This window comes from Pseudomonas sp. PA-5-4B, from assembly GCF_021606215.1.
In the GTDB taxonomy this organism is placed as follows: Bacteria; Pseudomonadota; Gammaproteobacteria; order Pseudomonadales; family Pseudomonadaceae; genus Aquipseudomonas; species Aquipseudomonas edaphica.
Window position 1 is genome coordinate 1 of the sequence record NZ_WKDB01000111.1, and the last position, 12,258, is coordinate 12,258.

General features: G+C 62.3%; 7 protein-coding genes and 1 pseudogene. 2 read left to right on the forward strand and 6 right to left on the reverse strand.

Annotation, left to right across the window (positions count from 1 at the left end):
* Window positions 1–838 precede the first annotated feature (838 nt).
* From GIW28_RS29595 to pilG, 6 genes are all read right to left on the reverse strand, one after another.
* On the reverse strand, window positions 839–1,294 hold the full coding sequence (locus GIW28_RS29595; protein ID WP_017139437.1) for a chemotaxis protein CheW: 456 nt from the start codon (window positions 1,292–1,294) through the stop codon (window positions 839–841).
* Window positions 1,287–7,106, reverse strand: a complete 5,820-nt coding sequence (locus GIW28_RS29600; protein ID WP_236447736.1) for an Hpt domain-containing protein — start codon at window positions 7,104–7,106, stop codon at window positions 1,287–1,289. Before GIW28_RS29600 ends, GIW28_RS29595 begins: the two co-directional genes overlap by 8 nt.
* A gap of 159 nt (window positions 7,107–7,265) precedes the next feature.
* Window positions 7,266–9,317, reverse strand: coding sequence for a methyl-accepting chemotaxis protein (locus GIW28_RS29605; protein WP_017139440.1), 2,052 nt, complete (start codon window positions 9,315–9,317; stop codon window positions 7,266–7,268).
* Window positions 9,314–9,838 carry a chemotaxis protein CheW gene (locus tag GIW28_RS29610; RefSeq protein ID WP_017139441.1) on the reverse strand — a complete coding sequence of 175 codons (525 nt, stop codon included), beginning with the start codon at window positions 9,836–9,838 and terminating at the stop codon, window positions 9,314–9,316. The genes GIW28_RS29605 and GIW28_RS29610 overlap by 4 nt, the downstream gene beginning before the upstream one ends.
* 12 nt (window positions 9,839–9,850) lie before the next feature.
* A complete protein-coding gene (gene pilH / locus GIW28_RS29615; protein ID WP_017139442.1) occupies window positions 9,851–10,216 on the reverse strand; it encodes a twitching motility response regulator PilH in 366 nt (121 codons plus the stop codon).
* Between the two features lie 46 nt (window positions 10,217–10,262).
* A complete protein-coding gene (pilG, locus tag GIW28_RS29620) occupies window positions 10,263–10,670 on the reverse strand; it encodes a twitching motility response regulator PilG (protein WP_010564379.1) in 408 nt (135 codons plus the stop codon).
* A gap of 239 nt (window positions 10,671–10,909) precedes the next feature.
* Here pilG and gshB point away from each other — a divergent pair, with 239 nt between their 5' ends.
* Window positions 10,910–11,863 carry a glutathione synthase gene (gene gshB, locus GIW28_RS29625; RefSeq protein ID WP_099550340.1) on the forward strand — a complete coding sequence of 318 codons (954 nt, stop codon included), beginning with the start codon at window positions 10,910–10,912 and terminating at the stop codon, window positions 11,861–11,863.
* Window positions 11,864–11,940: 77 nt separating this feature from the next.
* Window positions 11,941–12,258 (forward strand): annotated as a pseudogene (locus GIW28_RS29630) (energy transducer TonB); the annotation flags it as partial.

Consider the following 12,258-nt stretch of genomic DNA (forward strand, 5'->3'; position numbering starts at 1 on the left):
CAAGACTCAAGACCAGCGCAAGGGTGACGCGGAGCGTCACGGGATGCATGCCCACGCGGAGCGTGGGAACGATCATCTCAAGTAATCCGCGACCTGCGGCTACTTTCAGGCTGCCGCACAGAGCCCCCTGTGGGAGCTGGCTTGCCTGCGATAGCGGTGGGTCAGCAATGAAGTTGTGGGCTGACAGTCCGCTATCGCAGGCAAGCCAGCTCCCACATGTGTTCGGTGATGCTAGTTAGATAGCGGTCCCCTTTTGGGACTACTCAGGCAGGGCTGATGTGTTCCAGTGCTCTGTCGACCAACAGCTGACTCAGCTCTGCCATTTGGATCGTTCCAACGCTCCGCGTGGGAATGCCGCCTGGGACGCTCCGCGTCCCGCCAGGCAGCACAAGACTCAAGACCAGCGCAAGGGTGACGCGGAGCGTCACGGGATGCATGCCCACGCGGAGCGTGGGAACGATCATCTCAAGTAATCCGCGACCTGCGGCTACTTTCAGGCTGCCGCACAGAGCCCCTGTGGGAGCTGGCTTGCCTGCGATGGCGGTGGTTCAGCTATGAAGTTGTGGGCTGACAGTCTGCTATCGCAGGCAAGCCAGCTCCCACATGTGTTCGGTGATGCTAGTTAGATAGCGGTCCCCTTTTGGGACTACTCAGGCAGGGCTGACGTGTTCCAGTGCTCTGTCGACCAACAGCTGACTCAGCTCTGCCATTTGGATCGTTCCCACGCTCCGCGTGGGAATGCCGCCTGGGACGCTCCGCGTCCCGCCAGGCAGCACAAGACTCAAGACCAGCGTCACGGGATGCATGCCCACGCGGAGCGTGGGAACGATCATCGCCGTCAGGCCAGGCCGGACTCGACCAACAACGCTTCCAACCCCATCAAATCCGGCACCTTCGCCACGTGCTCGCCCACCTGCACGGCCGCGAGTTCCAGCGGGCAGAGTGGCACGTCCACGTAGCTCAATTCGCTGTCGAGCTTGTACGAGCGGGGAATGCCCTGGATCACCAGCGCAATAAACTTCAACGTCGGCCGCCCGCCCAGCGCATTCAGCACCACGATGCGCGAGCGCTCGGCGGTCAAGATCGCCTCGCCGCACACCGCTTCAAAGCTGATCAGGGGTATTTGCCGGTCACGCCAGGTCACTTGCCGCAGGTACCACGGCGGCGCATCGCTGGCCGGTTCGCCGCGCTGGAAGTCGATCAGCTCGGCCACGGCCACATTGGGCAGCAGCAGATGGCGGTCAGCCAAGGGCAACAACAGGCCAGTGAGTTGGCTGGTGCGGTGGTCAAGCATGGGACTTGCTCCAGTAGGCGATGCTTTCCAACAGCACCGACTCTTGGTACGGCTTGCCGAGGTAGTCGTTGACGCCGATGGCCATGGCGCGGTCGCGGTGTTTCTGGCCGGTGCGCGAGGTGATCATGATGATCGGCAGGCGCATCAGGCGCGGGTCGTTGCGCACCTGAATCGCCACCTCGAAGCCGTCCATGCGCGGCATTTCGATGTCGAGCAGCATCAAGTCCGGGGTGTGTTCTTCGAGTACGGCGATGGCGTCGATGCCGTCTTTGGCGGTGAGTACGTTCATGCCGTTGCGCTCCAACAGTCGGCTGGTAACTTTGCGCACGGTGACCGAATCGTCCACCACCAGCACCAGCAGCGGGCGCTTTTTCAGCGGGTCGTTGAGGATCAGCGGCGCGTCGATCGCCTGGGCCGGCAAGGCCGGTTGGCGTGCACGGATGTGTGCGAGCAGATCGATGATCAGCACCACGCGGCCATCACCCAGGATGGTCGCGCCGGACAAGCCCTGCACGCCCGCAAACTGCGGCCCCAGGCCCTTCACTACAATCTCCCGAGTACCGGCCATGGCATCCACATGCACCGCCACGCGCCGCTCGTTGCATTGCACCAGCAGCACCGGCACGGGCTGGTATTGGCCGAGCAATTTCGGGCGGCTGACGGTATGCAGCAGGTCGCCAAGGTAGAACAACTCATAACGCTGGCCGCCATATTCATAACGCGGCGGGTCTTGCTGATAGTGCCCAGCCAACTCGTGGGGCAGCACACGCACCACGCCTTCGATGGTGTTGAGCGGGATCGCATATTGATCGTCCGCGCACTGCACCATCAGCGCCCGGTTAACCGACACGGTAAACGGCAGGCGAATGCGAAAGTGCACGCCCGCACCGGGCGTGGAGTCAATCACCATCGAGCCGCCAAGCTGGCGCACTTCTTCGTGCACCACGTCCATGCCCACACCGCGTCCGGATATCTGGGTGATCTTTTCCGCCGTCGAAAAACCCGGCTGCAGGATGAACTGCAACACGTCGCGGTCGCTGATCTCTTGATGGGGGTCGAGCAGGCCGCGCTTGATCGCCTTGCGCCGCACTGCGTCCAGCGGCACGCCGGCGCCGTCGTCGCGCATATCGAACACGATATCGCCGCCTTCGTGGGTCAGGTCCAAGGTGATACGACCCTTCTCCGGTTTGCCCGCCAGCACACGTGCTTCGCGCGACTCCAGGCCATGGTCGACGGCGTTGCGCAGCATGTGTTCCAACGGCGCGACCATGCGTTCGAGCACGTTGCGGTCCATCTCGCCTTCGGCATTGCCGACCACGAACTCCACGTCCTTGCCCAATTCCTCTGCCACCTGCCGCACGATGCGCTTGAGGCGCGGCAGCATGCGCTCAAACGGCACCATGCGCGTGCGCATCAGGCCTTCTTGCAACTCGGTGTTGATGCGCGCCTGTTGCTGCAACAGGTTGTGCGCATCCTGGTTGCGGCGGTCGAGGGTTTCCTTGAGGTCCAGCAGGTCGGAAGCGGACTCGGACAGCGCACGGGACAGTTGCTGCAACTGCGAATGGCGGTCCATTTCCAGCGGGTCGAATTCTTCATAACCCAGGCGCTCGGCCTCGGCCTGCTGACGGCTGAGGATACGGCCCTGGGTTTCGCTGTCGAGGCGGCGCAGTTGGTCGCGCATACGCTCGATGGTGGTTTCGACCTCGTTGAGGGCCGTGCGCGCATCGTTGACCTGCTGCTCGATGCGCCCCCGGAAAATCGAGGTTTCACCGGCCAGGTTGACTAGGTCATCGAGCAAGTCGGCGGAGATTTTCACCATGTCCGCAGCCGGGTCCATAGCCGCTTCGGCCTTACCGGCGGGCAGTGCAACCGGCGCCAGCGGCTCATCGCTCGGGTGTACCAGGCTCTTGATCCGCTCGATCAGCTTGTCCACCGAGCCCACCGGTAAACCGTCTGCCACCGCGTCGATCATCTGCGCCAAGCGGTCGTGGCAACCTTGCAGCAGCGAAAACAGTTCCGGCGACGGCGCGAGCAAACCAGCGGACAGCCCTTCGTAGAGAAACTCCAGCTCATGGGCCAGATCGCCAATCGGCCCGATCTCGACCATGCGTGCACCGCCCTTGAGGGTGTGCAGGTCGCGCAGCAGGGTTTCCACTTCCTGGCGATTATTCGGCTCGGCCTGCCAACGCACCAGCGCGCTGCCGGAGCTGTCGAGAATGTCGGCGGCTTCTTCGAGGAAAATTTCCAGCAACTCGGGGTCGGCGGTCGCCACTTCGGGTGCTGTGGCCGCGGCTGCGGGCGTGCTGCTGTGGCGCAACTCGCGCAGTTGCGCGATCAAGTCGCTGGCGTCACTCAGCGGTTGCTGGTCTTGCAGTTGATCCAGTTGCAAGGCCAGCCGCTCGTGACTGGCCATCAACACTTGGGACAACTCGGTGGAGTAGCTGTAACGGCGGTCTACCAGGCCTTCGTAGAGGCCTTCCAGCTCATGGGCCAGGTCGCCAATCAGGCCGATTTCGGCCATGCGCGCGCCACCCTTGAGGGTGTGCAAGTCGCGCTGCAACGAAGACAACGGCGCTGCGCTGTCGGGCTCCAGCAGCCAACGTTTGAGCGACTGGCCGGCGCTGTCGAGGATGTCCACGGCTTCTTCGAGGAAAATCTCGACGATCTCATCGTCCATTGCCGTGTCCTGGTTCAACTGCGCCGTGGCCGCGCCCAATTCAGCGATGCTGAGGGCACGGCTGCCGTCGCTTTTGATCAGGCCGGTGGCCGACGGGTCGAGGGCTTCATCGAGCAATTCGCGCAGGGCCTGCACCCGCGCCGGCGCCGGGCTGATTTCCTGCCCCGCAGCCAACTGGTCGAGCATGTTGATCAGCGCGTCATGGGCCTGTTCGGCTTCTTGGAAAAACCGCTCGCTGACCGCCAGGCTGCTCTCCTCCACCGCCCCGTACAGGTCAAGCAAAGCTTCACAGAGTTCGTCGATGCTGTGCAGGTCGGCGATATGCGCGCCCTCGCCCAAGGTGGTCAACTCGTCCAGCAGTGCGGTGAGTTCCTGACGCTCACCGGGGTGCTGCTGCCAGCGGCGCAACAGGCTTTCGGCGTCGAGCAGAATGTCCATGCCTTGGGCCAGGAAGTTGGCGATCAACTGCGGGTCGCGTTTGATACGCAGGCCCGTGTTCGGCGCGTCGAGCAAGGCTTGCAGTTGTTGGTCGAGCAGGCTTTGAGTGCGGCTGATCAGGTCCGGCGCGCCCTTGATTGGCACCAGCGGGTCACTGTCCAGTTGGTGCAGGCCGCGCTGGAACAAGCCTTCGGCTTCCAGCAACAGCTCCACTTCGTCCAGGTCCAGCGGCAGGCGGTGAGCCTTGTATTCGCGGGTCAGGTGATCCAGCGGCCGCGCCAGTTCGGCAATCGGCAGCACACCGGCCATGTAGGCACTGCCTTTGAGGGTGTGCAGGGCACGTTGCAGCTCATCGCTGACTTGCAGCGGCACATGCTCGGCGGCCTGTTGCAGGAAGTGGTTGATGCTCTCCAGGTGGCTCTGGGCTTCGTTGCGGAAGATCTCCAGCAGCATTGGATCGTGCGGCTCGGCGGTGGCTGTTGCAGTGCCACTGGCCAGGGCATGGGCACGGGCGGCCAGGGCGTCGACTTCATCGCGCTGGTGTTGGTCGTCGGTAGCGAAGTCGGCGATCAATTCGGGCAGCAGGGTCACCGCTTCATCCAGTACGTGTTGCACATCGGAGCTGAGGGCCACGCTGCGTTCGAGCACGCGATTGAGCAGGTTTTCCACCGCCCAGGCCAGTTCGGCCAGCACCAGGGCACGGACCATACGCCCGCTGCCTTTGAGCGTGTGAAAAGCCCGGCGCATTTCGCCTTGAGCAGTTTTGTCGGCGCTGTTGGGCAGGTTCCGGTGCAGCACGTCGAGGACTTCGTCGGTTTCTTCGAGGAAGACTTCGCGCAGCTCATCGTCGATAGGTTCTTCATCGGCCGGCGGCGGCAGCAAACTGCCGGGGCGATGCAGCGCCGGCGGATTCAGGCGCGTGATCGGGCTGGCCAAGGCATCGAACTGGGACTGGCTCGGCGTGCTGTCGGCCGACAATGCGCCATCCGGCGCAACCAGCGCCTGACGCCAGGGCTTTTCGGCGGGCAGGTAACCGAGCGCGGCCAAGCCTTGGGTGGCCAGTTCCAGCACGCGTTCGCCAGCGGCGTCAGGGTCCTGGAGCATGCGTTCCAGGTAATACTCAAGGCTGCTGATCACGTCGGCGAAATGCGCCAACTGCGCCTGGGTCGGCGGCGCGTCGTTGACCATCAACTGTTCGTCGACGTAATCGGTGCAACCCCGCATCAGGCTCGCTGCGCGTGGCAGTGGAATCATCGCCAAGGCGCCGCGCACCTGGCTGAGCAGCTCCGGCAGGGATTCCAGGCGTTGGCGGTCCCAGTCGGCTTCAATGCAGTCGATCACCAGCTCTTTGGCTTGGCGCAGGCATTGGCAGGACTCGCGGATCACCAGTTGATGAATCTGCGTCAGGTCGGTGGTGGGCAGGCGGCTTTCTTCGCGGCTTTCCGGTTCGACGGTGCCGACCATGCCGGCCAGCGTGGCCTCGACATAGAGCAAGGCGCCGGCGACGTCCATCAGTACGGCGTCGTTGGGTTCGCGGTGACCTTGCACCAGGCTCAACACCACGGCGAGCTGGTCGATGATCACCTTGCGCGGCTGGCCGAAGCCCAGCACCGCCAAGGTATCGGCGATCTGCCGCAATGGCGCCAGCAGCGCATCCAGGTCGTCGGTGTGTTGGCGGTCGCTGCGCACGAACAAGTCGAGGCGCTCCTTGACCCGCACCAGTTCCTCACACAATGCGCCAAGCACCGACCCCATGGCATTGCGATCCGGCCCCGCCAGCCGCGCCCGTTCGGCATCGACCACGGCACTGTCGGGCAAGGCCTCATCCAGGCCGTAGCGTTCCTTGAGACTTTGCATGCGCGGCGTCGGACGAGTGACCTTGGCCACATAAAACAGCAGGCTCTTGAGCAGTTCGTCGGGCGCCGGCTGGTTGATACCGCCGATGCCCTGGGCCAGCAGGCGCTTGAGTTGCTTGTCGCTGGCCTTGAGCAGGCTGCGCAGCGCCGGGCTGTTGGCGATCACGCCGGTGAGCATGCCTTCGACCAGCGCCGAGGTGACTTGCCACAACGGCAACAGCGGCGCGCCCTGGCACAGCGCTTCGAGGCGCGCAAACACCCGCGCCATGTCTTCCAGGTTGCTCGGGCCATGGTCTTCGCGCAGCAGGCCGGCCAAGGCTTGTTGGAGCAATTTGTGCCACTGGTGCAATTGTTCGTGCAGTTCTGGCACTGCGCGCTGGGCCAGGGCTTCGTCGGGCAGCGGTGCAATCGACAGCAGTTGCGGGCTGAACAGACTGGTTTCCGACAACAGGCTTTCGCCGCGGGCGCTGCGCAGGTCGTTGAGCAGCGGCAACACCACCAACGGCAGGTCGCGGCGGGCGCTGTGTACGCGGTCCAGATACAACGGCAATTGGCTGAGGGCTTGTTGCAGCAGGCGGATGCTTTCATCGCGCTGGCCGACGCGCTCGGCTTGCAGGGCCAGGGTCAATTCTTCGATTTCTTCGGCGAGCAACGCCGCACCGTAGAACTCGACCATTTGCAGCGCGCCATGCACTTGGTGGATGGCGGCCAGGCACTCGGCGATGGCGTCGCTGTCGTGGGTTTCGACAAACGCATCCAGCGCCGAACGGGCCTGCTTCAGGGTTTCGGCAATGTCGCCCTTGACCCATTCAAGGGCCACGTAGTCGTGCCGATCAACCATAACTGCTCCGCTTAAAATTTATGAGTTGCTGGTGTTGCCAAGAACAATCGAGATCACCTGTGGGAGCTGGCTTGCCTGCGATGGCGGACTGTCAGGTGATACCTGTGCAACTGACCCACCGCTATCGCAGGCAAGCCAGCTCCCACATCAGATAGCATTTCAATCATCGGCCTGTTTAGGCGGCGGCAGGGTGAAACCCGACACCGACCGGCGCAACTGACTAGCCATCTTTGCCAAATTGCCGATGCTCTCCGCCGTGGCCGTAGAACCCGACGACGTCTGCGTGGTGATCTGCTGAATCACATTCATCGTCAGCGAGATCTGCCCCGCCGATGAGGTCTGTTGCTGCGCCGCATTGGAGATGCTCTGAATCAACGCCGCCAGGGTTTTCGACACGCCTTCGATCTCTTCCAACGCCACCCCGGCGTCCTGGGCCAGCCGTGCGCCACGCACCACTTCGGTGGTGGTTTGTTCCATGGAGATAACCGCTTCGTTGGTGTCGGCCTGAATCGCCCGCACCAGGGTTTCGATTTGCCGGGTGGCGGCGGATGAGCGCTCGGCCAGCCGCTGTACTTCGTCGGCCACCACCGCAAAACCGCGCCCGGCGTCACCGGCCATGCTCGCCTGGATGGCGGCGTTGAGGGCGAGGATGTTGGTCTGGTCGGCAATGTCGTCGATCAGGCTGACGATATCGCCAATCTCCTGGGAAGATTCGCCCAGGCGTTTGATGCGCTTGGCGGTGTCCTGGATCTGTTCGCGGATGTTGTCCATGCCATGGATGGTGTTGTGCACCACCTCGTTGCCCTTGTTGGCGATTTCCACCGAGCGCTCCGCCACGGCCGAAGATTCGGCGGCGTTGGCCGACACTTGATCGATGGACTGGGCCATCTGGTTGATCGCCGTGGAGGCTTCGGCGATCTGCTGGGCTTGATGCTCCGAAGCCTGGGCCAGGTGCATGGCGGTGGCCTGGGTGTCCTGCACCGCACCGGCCACTTGCCCGGCGGTGAGGTTGATGGTCGCGACCAGATCGCGCAGTTGGTCGACGGAGTAGTTGATGGAGTCGGCGATGGTGCCGGTGAAGTCCTCGGTGACCGAGGCGGTCACGGTGAGGTCGCCATCGGCCAGGTCTTCGATTTCATCTAGCAGGCGCATGATCGCGTTCTGATTGCGCTCGTTCTTCTCGGCGGTTTCATGCAGTTGGCGGTTGGTTTCGCGCACCATCACCAGGCCGATCAGAATGATCGAGGCCAGTGCCAGCAAACCCAGCACGTAGCCACCAATGGTGTCGAAACTTCGCCCGCTGGCGAGGTTTTCAAAACCGGTGGCCAGGTGCGAGGCCTCATCGAGGAGGGTTTGCGACAGGTTGAAGATATTGCTCGCCGAGGCCCGTACCTGGAACAGCTGCGGCGAGGTTTCGAGGATTTCATCCACGGAGCCGGAGACAAACTCGAACAGCTCCGAAATTTCCGCCAGCCGCGCGCGCGCGTCATGGTCTTCGACCTGGGTAATGCGCAAGCCCGGGTTGCCATTGAGCATGCCGTTGAGCACCACACCGAAGCGGCTGGCATCGCGGCCAAAGGCATCGGCGGCTTGCACGGCGGTTTCGTCGCCCGCCAGCACGGTGTTGACCGCGCCGAGAATACGTTCGGCCAACAGCGATTGGCGTTGAGCCAACGCTACCTGGCTGGCCGGTGCGCCACGTTGCAGCAGGATATCGACGACCTTTTCCGATTCCATCTGCAATTGCGGCACGGTTTCGGCGAGGGTCGCAGCCACTTGATGCAGGGACAACACGGTTTGTTCGCTGGCGAGAATCGCGTCGGTGTTTTTCAGCAGCGCTTCCCAGTCGGTCTGCACCGCGCGCATTTCCGCACGAACCGCACTGGGCGCGGCGGGCAGGCCGGTTTCGGTATCACCTTTTTTCAGGTAGCCCCAGCGCTGGGCAAAGTCGTTGCGCGCATCGCCCAGCAATTTGAACGCGGCGGCCTTGCCGGCAGCGGCCTCGGTGGCGTTTTTGGCGATGCGTTGGGACAGCACACGCAGCTCACCGGCGTGGCCGATGTACTGCTTGTCATAGGTGGACTGAGTGTTGAGGTACGCGAAGTTGGCGAACAACAGCATGATGAACACGATCAGCGCAATAAACAGCACGATGATCTGTGAGCGGCTGCGCGATGCGGCCTGGGGTTTGGGCGTGGTGACGGTGGTCATGCGGCAACATCCATGAAGCCTGGGGCCTGGGCCAGAGCGAAGGGGCTGAAGACCTGCCACAGCGGGTCGCCGTCGAACTGGCCGAGGATAAACGGCGCGCCGGGTGCGGCGCTGGTCAACAAAGCGTCTTGTGCGAAATGCTGCATGCCCACCACCTCGTCTACCAGCAGCCCGACAAACAGGTCGTTGTACTCGACCACCAGCACCCGCCGTTGCTTGCGTGCCTTGGACAATTCAAGGCCAAGAAAGCCGCCCAAGTCCATCACCGGCAGCAAACGCCCACGCAGGTTGGCCACGCCCTTGACCCACGGCTTGACGCCGGGCATCAAGGTGCAACGCGGCTCATGCAGCACTTCGGCGACTTCGCCCATCGGCGCCACGTACCAGTGTGGCCCCAGGCGAAAGCCGATCCCGCTCCAGCGTTGCAGGCGAGCTTCCTGGGACGGCAGGTCGGCGGCCAGCAGGCGGCAGCGGCGGTCGATGTCCAGCAGCAGCTCGAAGGCGGTTTGCGACTCGGTCATGATCGCGAGCCTTTAGCCGGCCAGTACCTTGTTCAAGGTGGCGATCAGGGTGTCTTCGTCCACAGGCTTGGTCAGGTAATCCTTGGCACCCTGGCGCGCGCCCCAGATTTTGTCGGTTTCCTGATCCTTGGTGGTGATGATGATGATCGGAATGCCGTTGGTTTCCGGCTCCTTGGACAGTTGGCGGGTAGCCTGGAAGCCGTTGAGGCCCGGCATCACGATGTCCATCAGCACGGCGTCGGGTTTTTCCTGGCGGGCCAGGGCCACGCCGTCCGCGCCGTTTTCGGCCTTGAGCACCACGTGGCCGTGCTTTTCCAGCATGCCGGTGAGTTTGTACATTTCAGTCGGCGAATCGTCGACGATCAGAACGCGTGCCATGGTTTTCCCCACTACATTGGTCGGCGCCGGCCCTTGTGAGGCGGCGTCAGTGTGCTTGTTCTACTGCGGCAAACCCAGGCACGTAAGCCTTGATTGCGCCCAGCAGTTCTTCCTTGCTGAAAGGCTTGGTCAAAAACTGATCGACACCAACGATGCGCCCCTTGGCCTTGTCGAACAGGCCGTCTTTAGAAGACAGCATGATCACCGGGATCGACTTGAACGCCGGGTTGTTCTTCACCAGGGCGCAGGTCTGATAGCCATCCAGGCGCGGCATCATGATGTCGACAAAGATAATGTGCGGGTGATGATCAACAATCCGGGCCAGGGCATCGAAACCGTCGATAGCCGTGATCACATCGCAGCCCACGTTCTTCAACAGCGTCTCGGCGGTGCGGCGGATCGTTTTTGAATCATCGATCACCATCACTCTCAAGGCGTTGGAATGCTGTTCCATATCTGCTCTACCATCGCCACAGCGAATCGGTTTTCGGTGTGTACTGCCTGATGTTGCACAGGATGAGCGCCGCAAGCCTTGGAATTCAAGGGCTGCTGCGCCGTGGCAGTCTTTTTAGCACAGTCTCCGGGCGCAATCTATCGAGCAACCGGCCAGGTGGTTTTTCCTTGACCCACAACAGCCGCAGCGCCACTCTGACGCCACTTTTATGCGCCCTAATTTGCTAGAGGAAATCCCCCATGAGCGTTCGCGTCGGCATTGTCATGGACCCTATCGCCAGCATTTCCTATAAAAAGGACAGCTCGCTGGCCATGCTCCTGGCCGCCCAGGCCCGCGGCTGGACCCTGTTCTATATGGAGCAGCGCGATCTTTACCAGGGCGACGGCGAGGCCCGCGCGCGCATGCGCCCGTTGCAGGTGTTTGCCAACCCTGAGAAGTGGTTTGAGCTGGCGGACGAGATCGACAGCCCGTTGAGCGATCTGGACGTGATCCTGATGCGCAAAGACCCGCCGTTCGACATGGAATTCGTCTACTCCACCTATCTGCTGGAGCAGGCTGAGCGCGCCGGTGTACTGATCGTCAACAAGCCGCAGAGCCTGCGCGACTGCAATGAAAAGCTGTTCGCCACGCTGTTTCCGCAGTGCACGCCGCCGACCGTGGTCAGCCGCCGCGCCGACGTGCTGCGTGAATTCGCCGCCAAACACGGTGATGTGATCCTCAAACCGCTGGACGGCATGGGCGGCACGTCGATCTTCCGTCACCGCGCCGGTGACCCGAACCTGTCGGTGATCCTGGAAACCCTGACCGCGCTGGGCACCCAGCAGATCATGGGCCAGGCTTATATTCCGGCGATCAAGGATGGCGACAAGCGCATCCTGATGATCGACGGCGAACCGGTGGATTACTGCCTGGCGCGTATTCCGGCAGCCGGCGAGACCCGTGGCAACCTGGCGGCCGGTGGTCGCGGTGAAGCACGCCCGTTGTCGGACAAAGACCGTTGGATCGCCTCTCAGGTTGGCCCAACCCTGCGGGAAAAAGGCCTGCTATTTGTAGGACTAGACGTAATTGGTGAGAACCTCACCGAAATCAACGTCACCAGCCCGACCTGTATTCGCGAGATCGACAATGCATTTGGCACGAACATCGGCGAAATGCTGATGGCGGCCATTGAGCGCAAGCTACAAGCCAAGTGACATAGAACAGCCGGACATAAACCAACATTGCGTTATCATGCGCCACCTGTGAAACGCGCGATGTTGGTTTTTTTGTCATGACACTCCCGTCCGATCTGCCCTACGAACTCTCCCATAGCGGCGTGCGCCCGGCTGATCGGCTCGGATTTACCCTGTTCCTGGCCGCCTTGATCCACCTCGCCCTACTGCTCGGCCTGGGCTTCACCTACGTCGAGCCCAAGCAGATCAGCAAAACCCTGGAAATCACCCTCGCCACGTTCAAGAGCGAAAAAAAGCCCGAAAAGGCCGATTTTCTTGCCCAGGACAACCAGCAAGGCAGCGGCACCCTCGACAAGAAGGCCGTGCCCAAGACCACCGAAGTGGCGCCTTTCCAGGACAACAAGGTCAATAAAGTC

Bases quoted from the DNA above. Each gene is read 5' to 3' on its own strand.
- pilG (WP_010564379.1), bottom strand. From the start codon at position 10,670: ATGGAACAGCATTCCAACGCCTTGAGAGTGATGGTGATCGATGATTCA.
- pilH (WP_017139442.1), bottom strand. From the start codon at position 10,216: ATGGCACGCGTTCTGATCGTCGACGATTCGCCGACTGAAATGTACAAA.
- gshB (WP_099550340.1), top strand. From the start codon at position 10,910: ATGAGCGTTCGCGTCGGCATTGTCATGGACCCTATCGCCAGCATTTCC.
- GIW28_RS29610 (WP_017139441.1), bottom strand. From the start codon at position 9,838: ATGACCGAGTCGCAAACCGCCTTCGAGCTGCTGCTGGACATCGACCGC.
- GIW28_RS29600 (WP_236447736.1), bottom strand. From the start codon at position 7,106: ATGGTTGATCGGCACGACTACGTGGCCCTTGAATGGGTCAAGGGCGAC.
- GIW28_RS29595 (WP_017139437.1), bottom strand. From the start codon at position 1,294: ATGCTTGACCACCGCACCAGCCAACTCACTGGCCTGTTGTTGCCCTTG.
- GIW28_RS29605 (WP_017139440.1), bottom strand. From the start codon at position 9,317: ATGACCACCGTCACCACGCCCAAACCCCAGGCCGCATCGCGCAGCCGC.